The organism is Pseudomonas sp. RIT-To-2, assembly GCF_029623465.1.
Taxonomy (GTDB): Bacteria; Pseudomonadota; Gammaproteobacteria; order Pseudomonadales; family Pseudomonadaceae; genus Aquipseudomonas; species Aquipseudomonas silvicola.
Window position 1 is genome coordinate 39,346 of record NZ_JAPYKM010000040.1, and the last position, 18,564, is coordinate 57,909.

Below are 18,564 nucleotides of genomic sequence, written 5' to 3' on the forward strand. Positions count from 1 at the left end.
CGGCCACACCGCATGCACCGCCGACGCGGCCTGGTCCGCTGCTACGCGGCGTCAGCGCACCCAAAAGCGTCACGAACACCGCGCGCAGCGGACCTGGCCGCGTCACGTACGCCGCGCAGCAACAGGCACACCGCATAGCGGGCGGGTCACAGGCCGTCGTGCCGCGGGCCGGGGGCCAGGTAGCGGGCGAACCAGGGGCGCGTCTGAGGGACGCGTTTCATCAGGCGGTCGGCTTCCTGCTCAGGGCTGAAGATGACCTGCAACGCCAGTTTCATCGTCTCGATGTCCAGCTCGCTGCCGCCACCGTTGCTCTTGCCCCAGGCACCACAGCCTTCGCTGGACGGCCCCAGCCACGGGTCGGCCACGCATACCCAGCGCCCCGGCGCGAACCAGGGGATACCCTTGACCGTCAGTTGCCGCACTTCACCCGGGTGAGCCTGTTCATGGGCCAGGAACCAGTCAGTGATGCGGTCGTCGATCCAGCCGTGAAACGCCCAGAACACCGGGTTCACGTGGGAGGAAAACGGGTCCCCCAGGAAGTCGTTCTCGGCGCCGAACCAGCGCTCGGCGAAGTCGTAGTTGCGCCGGGCGTAGGCCATCGGCCAGCCCGTGTCCGGGTCCCGCCCCATGGCCGCCCAGCGCATGTGCAGCCAGTCATGAATACCCAGTTCGATGCGCGAGCCCAGCTCGCCCAGGCACAGGGTGCTCAAATACTCAGGGTCATGCAGTTGCGACTCCCACAGCTGGAAGTTGGCGTACAACCCCTCACGGCTCTTGATGTGGCACAGCCACTGGTTGAAGTGCGGGTCGCCGTCGGCCTGCCAGCACGGGGGCACGCTGTAGCCGCTTGTGTTGTTCATGTAATCCGCGAAGGCCTGCACGTTCTCGCCCACATAGGGCCGCGGCGCCGGCATGCACGGCCACGAACGCAGGTCCTGGACCTGGCGCACGCCGTGCAACATGTGCCGGTGCATGAACAGAAAATCCTCGCCCGAGCCATTGCGATGGCGGTCATGGCCGCGAGCATTGCGCTCCTTGCCCAGCGGCCCGACCTGCCAGCCCAGGGCCCGCACCGCCTGGCGACGCGACTCGTCGATACGGTGCCAGCGGTCGCGGCTGGCATGCCATAACTGGTGAAAGTAGCGCCAGCCCGGCGAGATCAACCGCTCGTGGAGGGCTGGCACATAGGCCAGCCGCTCGCGCGCCTGCACGAACGGCCGGCGGCTTGCAACGAAACGCGCCTGGGGCCCGGAATACCCTGCCTGGGTTCCTGCCGCGCGTATCAGGCCACTGAGGGTGGCCCCACCACCGCCCTGGCTCCACACGGTCCAGATCTCATCGAGGACCGCCTCGCAGTCATACCCTTTGCCAGACGCCGCGATCAGCTTGAAGCGCAGGTGCGGCAAGCGTTCGGCCGCCAAGGGGCCGTACACCTGCAGGCCATCGCCATAGGGAGGCACGCCCAGGTAGCCCCGCACCGCCCGCGCGCCCTGCCCCACGTCCAGCAACAACTCCAGCGGCCGCGCCAGGTCGGGAAAGGCTTCCTCACCGTCGACCAGGTGCCAGTCCCAGATGCCCGCCAGCCGCTCGCCCAGCAACGTGTTGGGCAGGTCCGCGACCGGCACCGCCGGCTCGTCGGAGCTCAGCTCGGCCTCCTGGGCCGCGTCCCATTTCTGCCGGGCGTAATAACCCGCGGGCAGCACTACACCAGCGGCCACCAGGCCGGCCAGCATTCCTCGACGTGACACCTTCATCCACTGTACTCATGACGTGACTACTGCAGCGAAAACGAACGGTCACCGAGGCGATTTAGGCGCTTGGTAAATTCTCCGCACGTCAGCTCGTTTCACCCAACAAGTTCGAACGGCATGGGGCCGTCGTGCAGGCGGGTCGAAATGGCAATGACGAAACACCCTCTTCTATCGCGCAAGTGGCCATGGCTGGTGGTCCTGCTTCTTCTGCTGGCTGGCGCAGGCGCCGGTGCCTGGTATTACTGGGTGTACCTGCCGGCCCATCCTTACAGCCGGGCCATCGAGCAGCGGGCCAACGCCCTGCAGGAGCGCATCCTGGCCCTGGACGCGCACCTGGACGTACCGCTCAACTACGGTACCGAAGGCCGTGAAGCCAACCGCGACGGCCCAACCCAGTTCGACCTGGTCAAGGCCGGCAAGGCGCGCCTGCGCGGTGCCAACATCGCCATCTGGTCGTGGCCGGAATTCTGGAGCGGGCCCAACTGGCCACACCGCCCTACCCCGGGGTTCCAGGCCGCCATGGCCAATGAGCTGGAGGTACGCTACAAGATCATCACCGGCATCGCGCGGGACTTCCCCAACCAGGCCGGTATCGCCTACACCCCCGCGGACTTCCGCCGCCTGGCTGGCGAAGGCAAGTTCGCTATCGTCATCAGCATGCTCAACGCCGCGCCCCTGGGCGACGACATCGACAAGCTCGACCTGTGGGCTGCGCGCGGCGTGCGGGTATTCGGCCCAGGCTACGTGGGCAACAACAGCTGGGTCGACTCGGCCCGCCCGCTGCCGTTCCTGGGCGACTCGGTCGACCCGCTGGGGGGCCTGTCGGACATCGGCCGCCGCGCCGTGGCCAAACTCAATGACCTGGGCATCGTCATCGACGTGTCGCAGATGTCCAGCCAGGCCCTGGCCCAGGTCAGCCACCAGAGCCGTGCCCCGGTGATCGCCTCGCACACCGGCGTGCAGGGCATGATGGACATCCGTCGCAACCTCAGCGACGCAGACCTGGCCAACATCAAGGCCACCGGTGGCCTGGTCAACATCGTCGCCTACTCCAAATACCTCAAGCCATTCTCCCGCGACACCATCAGCAAAATGAACGCCCTGCGCGCCCGCTATGGCCTGCCTGACGTGCAGAACCAGACGCAAATGGGCACCACCACCGACCCGGTGTTCTCCATCTGGTCGGAGAAGAAGTTCGGCGAGTTCCTGACCCCCTTCTACGACATCCTGCGCCAGGAGCCCGAGGCCACCCTGGCCGAGTACGTCGACTCCATCGACTACGCGGTGAAGAAGATCGGCATCGACCACGTCGGCATCAGCTCGGACTTCAACGACGGTGGCGGCGTGATCGGTTACCAGAACGTCGGCGAGAGCCGCAATGTCACCGCCGAGCTGATGCAGCGCGGCTACTCGGACGAAGACATCGCCAAGCTGTGGGGCGGTAACTTCCTGAGAGTCTGGGAGCAGGTTCAGCACGCGGCGCGTTGAGCACGCCGCTCATACACCACCACAAGGATTCGCCCATGACCCCCCTCAACCGTCGAACGTTCGTAAGCCTCGGGGCAGCCGTGACCGCCGCCCCACTGCTGGCCGCACTGCCCGCCTCTGGTTCTGCCACCCAGGCCGCGACCGAGCCCAGTATCCGGCTCAATTACAACGAAAGCCCGCTGGGCCCCTCGCCCCTGGCGCGGGAAGCGATGAGGAAAGCCGTGGACTTGAGCGGGTTCTATCATTACGAGCAACAAGGCCAGCTGGTTCAGCTGTTTGCCAGGCAGAACGACCTGCCGGTGGCGCGGGTCAGGGCCTTCAGTGGTTCACGTGAAGCGCTTCAATATGCCCTGTGTGCCTTTACCAAGCCTGGGAGCCTGGTATTGGCCACCCCTACCTATGACGCCCCCGCCATCGCCGCGCGACAGCAGAACCTCAAGGTTCACGAAGTTCCCCTGACCGCGGAACATGCCCATGACATACCCGGGATGCTCGCCGCTGGCACCGACGCGGGGTTGTTTTACCTGTGCAACCCCAATAACCCCACCGGCACCCTGACTTCGCGCCAAGGCATCGAACGATTGGTCGCCGAAAAACCCGCCCATGCCGTGGTGGTCATCGACGAAGCGTATATCCACTTTTCCGACGCTCAGAGCTGCCTGGACCTGGCCTCCACACGCAATGACGTCATCGTGCTGCACACGTTCTCCAAGCTTTACGGCATGGCCGGCGCGCGGCTGGGGTTGGCAGTGGGCCACCCGGACCTTCTGGCCAGAATGCGCCTTTTTGGCGGTGGCAACTTCATTCCGGTGGGCGCCTCGCTGGGCGGTATCGCCAGCCTGCGCGATGCCGACCTGGTTCCCCAGCGCAAGCGCCTCAACGCCCAGGTCCGTGAGCAGAGCATGGCCTGGTTTGCCAGCAGAGGCTTGAGCACTACCCGATCCCACTGCAACTGCTTCATGGTCGACCTGCGCCAGCCCGCCCAGCCGATTGTCGATGCCCTGGCCCAGCACAATGTGCTGGTGGGCCGCGTATGGCCGAACTGGCCTGACTGGATGCGTATCACCGTCGGCAGCGCCAATGACATGTCAGCCCTGCACCGCGCCTTCGCCGCCGTGACGGCCAAGACCTGAGCCCTCGGCATTTTCGTGCCGCCTCGGCGCTCGGCGCTGACGCGGCCAACCCTTGCGTACCAATACAGTGAGCCTTCGATGAAAGCAGTAAATCTTCTCCTGCTGGCCTTGGCCGGCGGCCTCTCATGCACCGCCGCGGCCGCCGAAAACAAGCCGGGAAGCCTGATTCAGGAATGCAAGGATTGCCCACAGATGGTCATCATCCCCGCAGGCAGCTTCGTCATGGGTACCCCTGACGATGAACTGGCGCGCCAGGACGATGAGAACCCCTTGCATACGGTGACGTTCGCCAAGCCCTTCGCCATCAGCCGTTATCAGGTGACGGCCGGTGAATTCAATGCCTACATCAAGGCATCGGGCGTGGTGATCGGCAGTGGCGACAAGAGGCCCGGCCGCTGGTGCGAAGCCGGCAAGCCCAGCTACGCCCAAGGCCCACGGCAGCCGGCAGTCTGCGTCGACTACGCCGAGGTACAGGCCTACACCCGCTGGTTATCCGCCAAGACAGGCCATACCTACCGCATGGTCAGCGAGGCCGAACGCGAGTACACCGCGCGCGCAGGGTCCACCGGGGCATTCCCGTTCCCGTTCGACAAGGAGGGGGAATACCAGATCAGCAAGCACGCCAATGTCTATGGCCCGGCCGATGGCTATTCGTACTCCTCGCCCGTGGGCAGCTATGCCCCCAATGCGTTTGGCATGTACGACATGCACGGCAACGTTTACGAGTGGGTGGCGGACTGCTGGCATACCGATTACGTCGGCGCCCCGACGGATGGCAGCGCCTGGATCGACGACCCCCAATGCGAGGTGGCGCAGATTCGTGGCAACGACTGGGGCGAGCCTGCGGTCTTTTCCCGCTCGGGTAACCGCAATGACCGTAAAAAGTTCGTACGTGGCGACTGGCTGGGGTTCCGGGTTGCCCGCGATCTTTGAGCAATTGCGACTAAATCGCGGTTGAGTCCCTTCGTTTCAGTGCTATCGCTTTACAACGACGGACACGCAGATGAATACCCCAACGCCGGTTTTTGCCAGCCTTCAACCCGCGCACGCTTTCGAGGTCGACGTTCACCAGCACACCCTGCGAGTGCTCTTGCAAGGCCGCCCGCAGTTGACGCTCACCGCGCACAGGGGCTGGGACCACCCCGTGGTCAGCACGACAGCCAGCGTGCAGGAGCCTGGTAACGAGCGCCAGGCTCTGATGGCGGCCTGCGAGGGGGTATTCACCCGGTTCCCCTGCGTCTGCCATGTGGACCTGGAAACGCCTGAATCAGCCGCTACCCGATCGATGTTGGCCGACGGCGTGCTGATCGACAATGGCGCAGGCGGATTGCGCTGTGCCGCGCAGGCGTTCTGGCAAGTGCCGCAACCGTGGCTGTGCAAACACAGCTATGGGGTGGCCCCTCAACAGTATGTGATGACCGCCAACAACCGGCATCCGCTGCGCCCCGTGCCACCCGCCGGGGTTCTGTACCGCCGGTTCATCCCCTGGCTGGGCAAGACCCTGACGCTGGCGACGGCGGATGCCGATCGTGACCTGGTAGCGTTCAACCGATGGATGAATAACCCACGCGTAGCACATTTCTGGGAGGAAGAAGGCAGCCTGGAGCAGCACCACGCTTACCTGCGGGCGTTGCTCGAAGAGCCTCATGCGCAGCCTTTGATTGGCCGGTTCGATGACGAGCCATTCGGGTATTTCGAAGTCTATTGGGCGCGTGAAGACCGCATTTCGCCGTTCTACCCGGCCGACGACTTCGACCGCGGCCTGCACCTGCTGGTGGGCGAGGAGGCCTTCCGCGGCAAGCCGTATTACACCGCCTGGTTCTCGTCGTTATGCCACTACCTGTTCCTCGACGACCCGCGCACCCAGCGCATCGTCTGTGAGCCCCGCCATGACAATCACCGCCAGATCGCCAACTTCGATCGAAGCGGTTTCGCCCGGCTCAAGCATTTCGACTTTCCGCACAAACGCGCCCTGCTGGTGATGTTGTCCCGCGAGCGCTTCTTTGGCGAACGGCTGTACCAACCCCTGGACGCCGCCCACATCATCGAATGAAGGACCCTTTGCATGAGCCACTCTAGAATTCACGACGTTATCGGCGTGGGCTTCGGCCCCTCCAACCTGTCCCTGGCCATTGCCCTGCAAGAGCTGGCCGGCGTCAGCGGGCGAGCGCTGGACGCGCTTTTCCTGGATCGCCAGACGAACTATCGCTGGCACGGCGATACCCTGTCGTCGCAAAGCGAACTGCAGATTTCCTTCCTCAAGGACCTGGTGTCACTGCGCAACCCCACCAGCCCCTACAGCTTCGTCAACTACCTCAAGCAACAGGGCCGGCTGGTCGACTTCATCAACCTGGGTACCTTCTACCCGTGCCGCCTGGAATACAACGACTACCTGGGCTGGGTTGCCGAGCAATTCTGTGACCAGGCGGTATACGGCGAGAGCGTACTGCGCATTGAGCCGGAGCTCGTGGACGGCGCAATTGCTCGCCTGCGCGTGGTGTCTCGTAACGCCCAGGGCAAGGAAAGCAGCCGCCTGACCCGCTCGGTGGTGGTAAGCACCGGTGGCACGCCAAAAATCCCGGCCATTTTCAACGCCTTCGACAGTGACGCTCGCGTCTTCCACCATTCGCGCTATCTGACGGCGATGGGCGCTCTGCCCTGCAGCGAAGGCGAACCGATGCGCATCGCTATCGTCGGTTCCGGGCAAAGCGCCGCCGAGGCGTTTCTGGACCTCAATGACAGCTTCCCTTCGGTGAAGGTCGACATGATCCTGCGCAAGTCCGCGCTCAAGCCCGCCGACGACTCGCCTTTCGTCAACGAGATCTTCGCCCCCGATTACACCGACCTGGTGTTTCAGCAGCCTGCGGCAGACCGCGAGCAACTGATCAACGAGTACCACAACACCAACTATTCGGTGGTCGACCCGGAGTTGATCGAGCGTATCTACGGCGTGCTGTACCGTCAGAAGATCACCCGCCAACCCCGCCATGCCGTGCTGTGCCGCCAGCAGATCGAGCAGGCGACCCGTACGGACCAGGGCATTGAACTGACCCTGCGCGACCTGGCCACCCATCAACACAGCACTCGCCGCTATGACGCCGTGATTCTGGCCACCGGCTACGAACGTCGAAGCCACCAGGACCTGCTGGCGCCGCTGGCCGGCTACCTGCACGGCCTGGAGGTAGACCGCAACTACCGCGCCCTGGCCCATGGCGAGTTGCAGGCGCCGGTTTTCCTGCAGGGCTTCTGCGAGGCCACCCATGGCTTGAGCGATACCTTGCTGTCCGTGCTGCCGATGCGCAGTGCCGAGATCGGCGAAGCGCTGTACCAGGCCCTGAACATTCCCCACGCCGCCCGTAAACCCGCTGCCGCCCCGCTGGCCAGCGCCTGATTCAGACGAGGAAACCATCATGTCCCAGCCGCCCAAAGGTGCGCTCAAGGAACTGCTTATCCTGCTGCGACCGTTCAAGTTCACCGTGGCCGTTTCCATCGTCCTGGGCATGGTGGGTGGCCTGAGCATCACCATCCTGCTGGCAACCATCAACAGGACGCTGCACGCTGACGGCGGCCTGAGCCAAGGCGTGATCTGGGCGTTCGCCGGGCTGTGCCTGCTGGCCCTGTGCAGTTCGATCCTGTCGGACATCGGCACCAACCGGGTCGGCCAGAACATCATCGCCCAGCTGCGCAAGGACCTGGGCGAGCGCGTTCTGGCAGCCCCCATCGAGCAGATCGAGCGCTACCGCAGCCACCGGCTGATCCCGGTACTGACGCACGACGTAGACACCATCAGCGACTTTGCCTTCGCGTTCGCACCGTTGGCCATTTCCCTGACAGTCACCCTTGGCTGCCTGGGTTACCTGGCCGTGCTGTCATGGCCTATCTTCCTGCTGATGCTTGTGGCGATCGCCATCGGTACCGGCGCGCAGTACATTGCCCGCGCCAAAGGCATCAAGGGTTTTCTCGCCGCACGCGATGCCGAGGACCAGTTGCAGAAGCACTACAACGCCATCGCCGGCGGCGCCAAGGAGCTGCGTATTCACCGCCAGCGCCGCCAGAGCATGTTCACCCGCAATATCCAGGGCACGGCCGATACTATCCGCGACACACAGATCCGCTCGATCAACACCTTTGTCATCGCCAAGACCTTCGGCTCCATGCTGTTTTTCGTGGTGATCGTGCTGGCCCTTGGGCTGCAAACCCTGTGGCCCAGTGCCGATAAGGCGGTGATGAGCGGGTTCGTGCTGGTGCTGCTGTACATGAAGGGCCCTCTGGAACATCTGGTGGGCACCCTGCCCATCGTCAGCCGCGCGCAGATCGCGTTTCGGCGTATCGCCGAACTGGCCGAGCAGTTCTCGTCACCCGAACCTCATCTGCTGCTGCAGGACAAGCCCAGTGCACTGACCCAGGTCAACCACCTGGACCTGGTGGATGTGCGTTACGCCTTCCCCGCCGTGGAAGGCAGTGCCCCGTTCAGCCTGGGCCCTGTCAACTTGCGGATCAACCGCGGTGACATCGTGTTCATCGTCGGCGAGAACGGCTGCGGCAAGACCACCCTGGTCAAACTGCTGCTCGGGCTGTATCCGCCCCAGGAGGGCGAGATTCGCATCGACGACCAACCTGTCACCGCGCGGAACCGGGACGACTACCGCCAGCTGTTCACCACGATTTTCTCCGACTACTACCTGTTCGACGACCCGATCCTGGGCGGCCAGCAGTTGCCGCACAACGCCGAGCACTACCTGAAACGGCTTGAGATTGCCCACAAGGTCAGTATTCGCGATGGCGCGTTCACCACCACCGACCTGTCCACCGGGCAGCGCAAGCGCCTGGCCCTGATCAATGCCTGGCTGGAGGAGCGCCCCGTGCTGGTCTTCGACGAATGGGCTGCGGACCAGGACCCCACCTTCCGCCGGGTGTTCTACACCGAGCTGCTTCCCGAGCTCAAGCGGATGGGCAAGACCATCATCGTCATCAGCCATGACGACCGCTACTTCGATGTGGCCGACCAACTGGTACGGATGGAGCGAGGCAGGGTTATCACCGAACCCTGCCTGGCCTGAAATCACCCTGCGACACCTTGCCAACCAACATAGCCAAAGAGCATAAAAATGCCCACGCACCCCAAACTCAACCCACTGACCCATGTGCTTCGCTTGCAATACGCATTCAAGACCCGCGTCCCGGCGCTGGGCCTGAGCCTGGCGCTTCCGCTGGCCGCTCAGGCCCAGGCCCAGGAGTGGACCTTGAATATTCCGGCACAACCCTTGGCTTCGGCGCTGCAGGCTTTTGGCATGCAGACCAACGTACAGGTGTTGTACAGCCCACAGGACGTGGAGAATGTGAGCAGCGCTTCGCTCAGTGGGCGTCATGGGGTCGAGGATGCGATCCGTATCCTGTTGCAAGGTAGTGGCCTTCGGTATCAGGTCGAGGGCAATACCGTCACCGTGGTCGCCAGCAGTGGTTCGGCCTTGGAGTTGGGCGCCACCAGCATTCAATCAACCGGCCTGGGCGCCACGACCGAAGGCACCGGGTCCTACACCACAGGCTCCGCCAGCACGGCGACCAAAATGAACCTGTCGCTGCGTGAGACGCCGCAGTCGGTCACGGTGATGACCCGCCAGCGAATGGACGACCAGAAACTCAACCGCCTGACTGATGTCTTGCAGCAGACCCCAGGGATCAATGTCACCTTCAGTGGCATGGACAGGTTTGATATCTATTCGCGTGGCAGTGCGATCACCAACTATCAACTGGATGGCATTACCACACAGACCGATAGCCAGACACGCACTATTCCACAGACCTCCATGGACATGGTGCTGTATGACCGTATCGAGGTGCTGCGTGGCGCATCGGGGCTGATGACGGGGTCAGGCGACCCGGGCGGGCTGATCAACATGGTCCGCAAGCGCCCGACTGCCGAGTTTCAGTCGTACGTACAGGCTGGCTTCGGCTCATGGGACCTGTACCGCACCGAAGCGGATGTCTCCGGCCCGTTGACCGAAGACGGCCGCGTACGGGGCCGCCTGGTAGGCGCGAAACAGACACAGAACAGTTTCATGGACGCCTACGGCAACCAGAGGGATATCCTGTATGGCGTAGTGGAAACGGACCTGACGGACTCGACCGTGCTCAGAACCGGCATCGACTACTCCAAGACCCAGGTCGATGGCGCGGCGGGCGTCCCCTTGGTGTACAGCAACGGACAGCGAGCCTATTTCCCCCGCTCCACCAGTGTCGGCGCACGCTGGGCGAAGGATGAAATCGAGACCTACAACTACATCGTCAACCTGGAGCAGAAGCTGCCCAACGATTGGTCGCTGAACCTGGCGGCCAACTATATGGACATTGACCGTTCAACACTGATCGGCAACTACCTGTTCAAGGACGTGGGTGTATTGCCATCGCTCAATCAGAGCACCGGCAATGCTCGGGCCGACCGCGGCAAATCGGAGGCGAACCAGACCCAGAAAGGCCTGAACATTACCCTGCAGGGGCCCTATACCCTCTTCGGCCAGACCCATGAGTTCATCACCGGGTACAATTACAACACCTACAAGAACACCCATACCGCCTACAGCGATGGCATCTCGAACCTGTTCAATTTCTATACCTGGGACAACTACCTTCCACGGGGTACCAGCTTCACGCCCAGTTTTGTGATGAAGACCGAATATGAACAAAGCGGTCTGTTCGCCGCCAACCGCTTCAAACTGACCGATGACCTGAGCCTGATACTGGGCGCCAGAACCTCTGACTACAAATACGATTACAGCCTGCAGTACCTCACCACCACGACGCGCAACGCCTCGAGAAGGCGTGAAAGCGGGCAAGTGACACCGTACGCTGGCATGGTCTACGACCTGACACCGGATCAGTCGGTGTATGTCAGCTACACCGATATTTTCCAACCCCAGAGCGCACAGGACAGGACCGGGGCGGTACTCGACCCGGTCACCGGCAAGAACTATGAAGCAGGCTGGAAAGGGGAGTTCTTCAACGGTGGCCTCAACGCGAGCGTCGCGGTTTACCAGGTTGAACGCAACAACCTTGCCGAGCTGGATGTCGGCTACACCGTGCCGGGAACGACCGACAGCGCGTACAAGGCTATCAAGGGCGCCAAGACCAAAGGCTACGACCTGGAGCTGTCTGGTGAGCTGACGCCTGGCTGGAACGTGATGACCAGCTATACCCATGCCGTGACCAAGGATGCCGACGGGGAGCGCAGCATGACCTCGCTCCCGGTTGATATGGTCAAGTTCTGGTCCACATACCGCCTGCCAGGCGACCTCAGCCCCGTTACCGTTGGGGGCGGCATGAACTGGAACGGCCCTACCTTTGTCGTGTTCAACAACAACAAGATCTCCGAGGACGATTATTTCGTCTTCAATGCCATGGCGCGCTACCAGATCACCAAGCATCTTTCCACGACACTCAACATCAACAATATTTTCGATAAAACCTACCTGTCGAGTATCAAAGGCGCCCAAGGGCTTTACGGCGACCCTAGAAACTTCATGGTCAACGCCCGCTACGACTTCTGATCCGGGGCACCGATACCTGCAAACAAAAAGCCAGAGGCAGCTCTGGCTTTTTTTTGCGCGCTCGTTGCGCTGTCACCTGCGCTCGGGGGCCGACTGTTCCTCCAACCACTGAGCGACGGCAGCATAGACCTGCGTGCTCTGGGACGAAATCCCCGTCATGCGCAGGAAGTCATGCGTCGCGCCTTGCTCCACTTTCAGCGTCACCTGCACTCCGCTGGCCTTCAGTGCTTCGGCGTAGGCCAGCCCTTCGTCGGCCAATGGGTCGAATTCGGCGATATTGACGTAGGCCGGCGCAAGGTCTGCCGGTACGGTGCGCAATAAGGGCGACACGCGCGCGTCCTGGCGTTGCGCCACGTTGTCCAGATAGTGCTGGTAAAACCAATCCAACGTCGCTGTCTCCAGTAGAAAACCCTGGCCATAACGTTGATGGGAGTCGCGCTTGCGGGAGACGTCGGTCACTGGGTAAAACAGCAGTTGGGCCACGGGTTGCACGCTCAGCCCTTCCTCGCCCACGGCCGCGAGCTGTGCCAGCACGGTGGCCAGTGTCGCGCCCGCACTGTCGCCAGCCACCACCATGTGGGTGGCATCGAGCCCTAGCGCCTGGGCGTTCGCCGATAGCCACAGGGCCGCATCCACCGAATCATGGGTGGCTGTCGGGAACCGGTGCTCAGGCGCCAACCGATAGGCCGGGGCCAGCACGGCATGGCCCGTTGCCGCCGATAGCCGACGGCAGACACTGTCATGGGAATCAAGACTGCCCACCACGAACCCGCCGCCATGGAAGTACAGGATCACCGGGCAACCCGCGCCGGGGCATTGGGGTGCCCGGTAAAGGCGCGCCTCGATGCCGTTCCCGTCGCGTGTGGGGATCACCGTGCGAACAACCGCAGTATCCCGGGGCGGGTCTGGGTCCAGAACGCCCGCACTCGCCTCGAACTCGGAGCGGGCCTGCGCCACTTCGAGCTCATGCATAGGCTGATGGAGGCCAACCTCACGCCCCAGGGTTACCAATTCAAGAAAAGCTTCAACGTCGGGATGCAACGGCATGCCCTGACTCCTTTACCAGAAAAATGGCCGATGCGGGTGCACCGGCCCGACAACATCAGCCACCAACCCGATCAGGGCTGCCCGCCAAGGCAACGACGACTTCTTCGATGACCTCAGGCATTTTCAACATTCCATAGTGGTCCGTATCAAATTGCCTGTGAACACCAGCAGGGCTCACCACAGACTCGAACTGACGCTTGGCCTCCTGGTTCCTGGCATCAGCCCAGAGGAACCTGGGACGTGCCTGCAGCGATGGCAGTTCCACGGGCAAGCGCGAAACCGCCTTGAGGTGCATGGCAACACTGAAGCCCAGCGCCAGGTCATCGACAGACCACTGTACCGAGCCGTCGCTGACGCCTGCCCCAGGCGCTGCAAGGGCAGCCTCGATCAGGGTGGCCAGTGCGACACGATCAGGAAGATCCCCCGGCGCGGGCGATTCCCATGCCACCTTCCCATGGCCTGGAACCAGCACCTGGAGGAACTCGACAAGCTCCGCACGCCAGTCGCTTTGTTGCTCGGTTTCGACCGCTGGTGGCTGAGGAATGAAGCTATCAACCAATGAGAGGCTCGCGACCCTCTGCCCCTGGCACTCCAATTCATGGGCCACCAACGCGGCCAGGGTCCCACCCAATGACCAGCCCAACAGGTGATAGGGGCCATCGGGCTGCTTGCGACGAATATGCATCGCATAATCAGCCGCCATGCTCCGCAAGCCTGCGTCGCGCCAATCCGGGTCCAGCAGCATCCGGCATTGCAGCCCATAGACACTGACCTGGCCGTCCAGGCGACGAGCCAGCGGTTCATAATCGAACACCGTGCCGAAGCCTGCGTGAATACAGAACAGTGGCGCCATGCCGATGACCTGACGGTTGAGCAGCAACAGGGGATCAACCGCCGCAGACGCTTCGTCGTACCCCGACAGGTCGGCAATGGTGGGTCGCGTCATCAGGTCACGCAGGCGCAGCTCGAAGCCTGACAACTGCAGCGCCCTGACCCTGGAGATAACCTTGAGACTGCGCAGCGAATCGCCGCCCAGTTCAAAGAAGTTATCCGTCACCCCTACCCGCTCGATACCCAGCACCTCGCTCCACACCTGGGCCAGCTGCCGCTCCAGCTCATTGCGCGGGGCGATGAAGCTATCGCGCTCGCCCATCTGCCCCGGTGCGGGCAAGGCCTTGCGGTCCAGCTTGCCGTTGGGCGACAGCGGGAATGCCGGTAGCACGATGATCTGGGCAGGCACCATGTAATCGGGCAATCGGGACTGCATTTCTCCGCGCAAGTGCTTGGGCAGCTCAGCAGCCGAATCTTCGGCGACGACGTAGCCGATCAACTGTTTGCCCGTGCCGCCGTCCCATGCCACGACAACGGCGTCACGCACCTGGGGTTGAAGACGCAGGCAAGCCTCGACTTCGCCCAGTTCGATACGGAACCCACGGATCTTGACCTGGTTGTCCAGGCGCCCAAGGTAATCGAACACCCCGTCGGCACGCCGGCGCACCAGGTCGCCGGTGCGGTACAGACGCCCACCGACCGAGAACGGGTCGGCCACGAAACGCTCGGCACTCAGGCCGGGACGCTCATGGTAACCACGGGCCAGGCCGTAACCGCCAATGTACAGCTCGCCGGCCACACCCTCTGGCAACAGGTTGAGCTGGGCATCGAGCACGTACAAGGTGCGCTCGCCCACCGCGCTCCCGATCGGCGCGATCGGCGCCTGGCACCCCTCCTGTGCAGCGGCTTTCCACAGCAACGGCGTGACCACGGTCTCGGTAGGCCCGTAGCCATTGGTCAGATACTTCGGGCGAAGCGTGGCCTTGACCCGTTCAAACGTACTGTCGGCGACCGCATCGCCCCCGAAGCAGTAGATGCGCACCGGCGGTGCGCTGGGCTGGGTAGCCGCATGCTCGGCCAATTGCTGCAAGTAGGCCGGCGGGAAGCAGGCAATGGTGATGCCGTGATCATGCAGCGCCTGGAAGGTCTGCTCCGGCGTCCACAATTGGCTATCACGCAACACCAGTTGCCCGCCGCTGATCAGGGTCGACAACCAGCGCTCCTGGGCGCCGTCGAACGCGAATGACATGAAATGCAGCTCACGAGTGCTGGCATCCATTTCGTAGGCTTCGATGATCGCTTGGCAATGCATGCTCAACGGCCCGTGGCTCACCGCGACGCCCTTGGGCAGGCCCGTGGAGCCGGAGGTGTAGATCAGATACGCGAGATTGTCGACGCTGACGGCGCTTTCTGCTTGGTCGATACATGGCGCGGAAAGATCGAGTGAATCCATCTCTAGATACGGCGTGCCCGGTAACGGCGGCAGACGGCCGGCGACCGATGAGTGGCTCAGCAACAGGCTGAGTGAAGCGTCCTGAACGATCCACTGCAGCCGTTCCTTCGGATAGTCGATATCCAGTGGTACAAACGCCCCGCCCGCCTTGAGCACGGCATAAAAAGCAACCAGGGTGTCAACCGACCGCTCCATTGCCACGCCAACGCGGGCCTCCGCCGCCACACCCTGTGCACGCAGCACTCGTGCGAGGTGCTCGGCGCGCTGCTCCAGTTGTGCATAGGTCAGCGACTGCCCCGCGCAGCAAACTGCGATCGCACCCGGTTGCAGACGTGCCTGACGGCTGATGAGTTCCGCCACTGACGGCCGCACGGGCGCAGGATCCGTTATCGGCAGAACGACCGCGGGGTGCATGGCCAATTGGCCGATACAGGCGTCAGGGTTGTCCAGCAAGGACTGGAGCAGGTGCTGGAAGCAAGCCAGGATCTGCGCCGTGGCCTGTTCGGTAAAGCGGTTGCGCAGGTACAGGAACTCAATGCTCAAAGTGCTGCCCAGGTGCACGGCCAGGTCCATTGCGAAGTTGGTGACATCGCGGTTCTTGACCTTGCCGAAGCTGACATCCTGGTGCCCGGCCTGGGCCAGACGCTCGTCGATGGGGTAGTTCTCGAAGACGATGATGCTGTCGAACAGCGCCTGGCCGCTCTGACCACCCCAGCGCTGAATATCGGCCAGCGAGGTATGCTCGTGATCCCGCGCCTCCAGGTTGTAGTGCTGTAGCGCCTGCAGCCAGCTGGCAACCCGCCGTTCTGGCGCTGGCGTCTGGACCACGGGGACGGTGTTGATGAACAACCCGAGCATTTTGTCCGCCCCGGCCAAGGCAGCCGGACGCCCTGCCACGGTGGCCCCGAAGCATACCGTTTCCTGACCGGTGTAGCGCTGCAACAGCATCAGCCACGTGGCTTGGACCAGCGTATTGGGGGTGACACGCAGGCGTTGTGCGCATTGGTGCAACCTGGCAGTGCGCGACGCATCCCAGTTCAAGTACAGCGCGGCATGGCCGTTCAGACCCTGGGCAGGCGCAGCGCCTGCGCTGGAGAGCAGCGTCGGACCGTCCAGTGCCTGAAGGTGGCGGCGCCAGAATACTTCGCTGGCATCGTCGTCCTGGCGCTGCAGCCAGTCGATGTACTGGCGGTAGCGGCCTGGTGCCTGCTCCACGGTTTGCCCGGCATAGCGTGCCAGTACTTCACCCAGCAACTGCGAGGTGCTCCAGCCATCGAGCAGCACGTGGTGCGCTGTCCAGATCAGGTGCTGTCGTTGCTCGCCGAGTTCGATCAGGGTCAGGCGCATCAACGGCGCACGGGCCAGGTCGAAAGCACGATGTGCATCCGCTTCGATCAAGCGTTCGATACCCCCGGGCGCGTCGGCCTCGCCGCGCCAGTCGAGCAGGTTGACTTCCAGCTCGACGTCACGGTGCACCAATTGCACCGGCTCGCCCAGCAGGCCGCCGGTGTGGAAGCTGGTGCGCAAGATGTCATGATAGTTGACCACCTGCCTCCAGGCCTCGACGAAGCGCCGTGCATCCAGGCCGGAAACCGGTACGCTGGTCTGGTTGATGTACAGGCCCGCCTGGGTATCCTCCAGGCTGTGGAACAACATGCCCTGTTGCATGGGTGACAGGGGGTAGAGGTCGGCGATGTCATTGGCCGGCACCGGTAGACTGTCCAACTGCGCCTGGGTCAGCCGGGCCAGCGGGAAGTCGGACGGCGTCACCCCCGTGGCCTGGCCATTCACGCAATGATCGATCACAGCCTTGAGCTCCAGCGCATAGTCATCCGCCAGGCGTTGCAGCGTGCTGCGCTCGAAGATTTCGCGACTGAACGTCCACTTCAGCACCAGTTCCCCGGCATACACCTGGCCATTGATACTGATCAGGCTGTCCAGGGGCGCGTCGGGGCTTTGACCCGCGCCGCCATGCTCCAGGGCGGGCGCGAACAGGCCGTGTTGTGCATCGAAGCTCTGGTCAAACTGCCCCAGGTAGTTGAAGACGATTTCCCCCTGCGGCAATGCCTGCAGCGTCGCTCGCGCCTCGGCCGTTCCCAGGTAGCGCAGCAGCCCGTAACCGATGCCTTTGTCCGGCACCGCGCGCAGTTGCTCCTTGACCCCTTTGATGGCATCGGCAACGCTATCTGCCGGTGTGAGTTTCACGGGGTACATGCTGGTGAACCAGCCCACCGTGCGGGTGATGTCTACCTCCCGAAACAGGTCCTCTCGACCGTGCCCTTCCAGTCTCACCAGGGCGGACGACTGCCCTGTCCAGCGGCAGATGACCCGTGAAAGGGCCGTCAGCAGCAGGTCGTTGATCTGCGTGCGATAGGCTGCGGGGGCTTGTTGAAGCAAGCGTTCGGTATCATCACGTCGCAACTGAGTAACCACGCTGATGGCATGGCGCCCCTGGCAACCGCCTTGTGCTCGGTCGCGCGGGAGGTTGTCGCTGGCGTCCTGCAGTTGGGCCTGCCAATAGGCCAGTTGCCCTTGCAGGCCAGTCGCGTGGTGCTCGAGGCGTTGTGCCCACGCCTTGAACGAAGTGGTCTTGCTGGGCAGTGTCACCGTAGCCCCGCGGGCCATGGCCTGACAGGCGGTCTGCAGGTCGTCCAGCAGGATTCGCCAGGACACGCCGTCCACCACCAGGTGGTGGATGACCAGCAACAGGCGCTGGCTACCATCGAACATATCCACCAGCAAGGCCCGCAGCAATGGCCCCTGTTGCAGGTTCAGGCTTTCCTGCGCCTGCTGGCACAAGGCGGTGAGGTGTTCCTGGCTCGTTGCCTGGCGCACCCATAGCACCTCCTGAGCGAGCGAACCCGCACCCGGTGCGGTGTGTTCCGCCCTCCAGTGACCCTGTTGCTGCGCGAAACCGAGCCGCAACACGTCGTGCTGTGTATGCAACACCTGCAAGGCTTTTTCCACCCACTCAGGCAACAGCGGTTCATTGACCTGCAGCAGTACCGACTGGTTCCAATGGTGGCGAGCAGGGATGTCTCGCTCGAAGAACATGCGCTGAACGGGCGTCAGGGGCAACTCGCCGGTGACGGCTGACTGCTCGATGGCCAGCGCCGCTTCACGCTTCGCGACCGTGGCCAGGGCCTGCACTGTCTGCTGTTCGAACAAGGCCCGGGGGGTGAAGAGAATGTTGAGTTGCCGGGCGCGGCTAACCACCTGGATGGACACGATGGAGTCGCCACCGAGCTCGAAGAAGTTATCGGTGCGCCCGACCTTCTCGACCTTGAGCACCTGGGCCCAGATGGCCGCCAGTTGCG

The 18,564-nt window shown here is 63.1% G+C and carries 10 protein-coding genes; 7 read left to right on the plus strand and 3 right to left on the minus strand.

The window, feature by feature from the left end; translation table 11 throughout:
• Positions 1 to 146: 146 nt before the first annotated feature.
• Positions 147 to 1,754 carry a pyoverdine maturation tyrosinase PvdP gene (pvdP, locus tag QBK88_RS26220; protein WP_277964324.1) on the minus strand — a complete coding sequence of 536 codons (1,608 nt, stop codon included), beginning with the start codon at positions 1,752 to 1,754 and terminating at the stop codon, positions 147 to 149.
• Positions 1,755 to 1,901: 147 nt separating this feature from the next.
• On the opposite strand from pvdP, the gene QBK88_RS26225 reads away from it, so the two are divergent.
• From QBK88_RS26225 to QBK88_RS26255, 7 genes are all read left to right on the plus strand, one after another.
• Complete coding sequence (locus QBK88_RS26225; protein WP_445765004.1) at positions 1,902 to 3,239, plus strand: dipeptidase; 1,338 nt, start codon at positions 1,902 to 1,904, stop codon at positions 3,237 to 3,239.
• Positions 3,240 to 3,274: 35 nt separating this feature from the next.
• Positions 3,275 to 4,372: a pyoverdine biosynthesis transaminase PtaA gene (ptaA, locus tag QBK88_RS26230; protein WP_277964326.1), complete on the plus strand. Its 1,098-nt coding sequence runs from the start codon at positions 3,275 to 3,277 to the stop codon at positions 4,370 to 4,372.
• Positions 4,373 to 4,450: 78 nt separating this feature from the next.
• Positions 4,451 to 5,305 carry a dihydropyoverdine dehydrogenase gene (gene pvdO, locus QBK88_RS26235; RefSeq protein WP_277964327.1) on the plus strand — a complete coding sequence of 285 codons (855 nt, stop codon included), beginning with the start codon at positions 4,451 to 4,453 and terminating at the stop codon, positions 5,303 to 5,305.
• Between the two features lie 70 nt (positions 5,306 to 5,375).
• Positions 5,376 to 6,425, plus strand: coding sequence for a GNAT family N-acetyltransferase (locus QBK88_RS26240; protein ID WP_277964328.1), 1,050 nt, complete (start codon positions 5,376 to 5,378; stop codon positions 6,423 to 6,425).
• A gap of 12 nt (positions 6,426 to 6,437) precedes the next feature.
• Positions 6,438 to 7,763, plus strand: coding sequence for a SidA/IucD/PvdA family monooxygenase (locus tag QBK88_RS26245; protein ID WP_277964329.1), 1,326 nt, complete (start codon positions 6,438 to 6,440; stop codon positions 7,761 to 7,763).
• Between the two features lie 19 nt (positions 7,764 to 7,782).
• A complete protein-coding gene (locus QBK88_RS26250; RefSeq protein ID WP_277964330.1) occupies positions 7,783 to 9,432 on the plus strand; it encodes a cyclic peptide export ABC transporter in 1,650 nt (549 codons plus the stop codon).
• Positions 9,433 to 9,480: 48 nt separating this feature from the next.
• The gene (locus QBK88_RS26255) at positions 9,481 to 11,916 is read left to right on the plus strand and encodes a TonB-dependent siderophore receptor (RefSeq protein WP_277964331.1); all 2,436 of its coding nucleotides are present in this window, start codon (positions 9,481 to 9,483) and stop codon (positions 11,914 to 11,916) included.
• A 72-nt stretch (positions 11,917 to 11,988) separates the two neighbouring features.
• On the opposite strand, the gene QBK88_RS26260 is transcribed toward QBK88_RS26255, so the two are convergent.
• Together QBK88_RS26260 and QBK88_RS26265 are read right to left on the minus strand one after the other, a co-directional pair.
• Positions 11,989 to 12,963: an alpha/beta hydrolase gene (locus QBK88_RS26260; RefSeq protein WP_277964332.1), complete on the minus strand. Its 975-nt coding sequence runs from the start codon at positions 12,961 to 12,963 to the stop codon at positions 11,989 to 11,991.
• 55 nt (positions 12,964 to 13,018) lie between these two features.
• Positions 13,019 to 18,564 (minus strand): non-ribosomal peptide synthetase (locus QBK88_RS26265; RefSeq protein WP_277964333.1); only part of this gene is annotated, 5,546 nt, incomplete at its 5' end.

What these genes read in the sequence shown, in the direction of transcription:
- QBK88_RS26260 (WP_277964332.1), bottom strand. Translation starts at nt 12,963, where the DNA reads ATGCCGTTGCATCCCGACGTTGAAGCTTTTCTTGAATTGGTAACCCTG.
- QBK88_RS26250 (WP_277964330.1), top strand. Translation starts at nt 7,783, where the DNA reads ATGTCCCAGCCGCCCAAAGGTGCGCTCAAGGAACTGCTTATCCTGCTG.
- pvdO (WP_277964327.1), top strand. Translation starts at nt 4,451, where the DNA reads ATGAAAGCAGTAAATCTTCTCCTGCTGGCCTTGGCCGGCGGCCTCTCA.
- QBK88_RS26240 (WP_277964328.1), top strand. Translation starts at nt 5,376, where the DNA reads ATGAATACCCCAACGCCGGTTTTTGCCAGCCTTCAACCCGCGCACGCT.
- QBK88_RS26255 (WP_277964331.1), top strand. Translation starts at nt 9,481, where the DNA reads ATGCCCACGCACCCCAAACTCAACCCACTGACCCATGTGCTTCGCTTG.
- ptaA (WP_277964326.1), top strand. Translation starts at nt 3,275, where the DNA reads ATGACCCCCCTCAACCGTCGAACGTTCGTAAGCCTCGGGGCAGCCGTG.
- pvdP (WP_277964324.1), bottom strand. Translation starts at nt 1,754, where the DNA reads ATGAAGGTGTCACGTCGAGGAATGCTGGCCGGCCTGGTGGCCGCTGGT.
- QBK88_RS26225 (WP_445765004.1), top strand. Translation starts at nt 1,902, where the DNA reads ATGACGAAACACCCTCTTCTATCGCGCAAGTGGCCATGGCTGGTGGTC.
- QBK88_RS26245 (WP_277964329.1), top strand. Translation starts at nt 6,438, where the DNA reads ATGAGCCACTCTAGAATTCACGACGTTATCGGCGTGGGCTTCGGCCCC.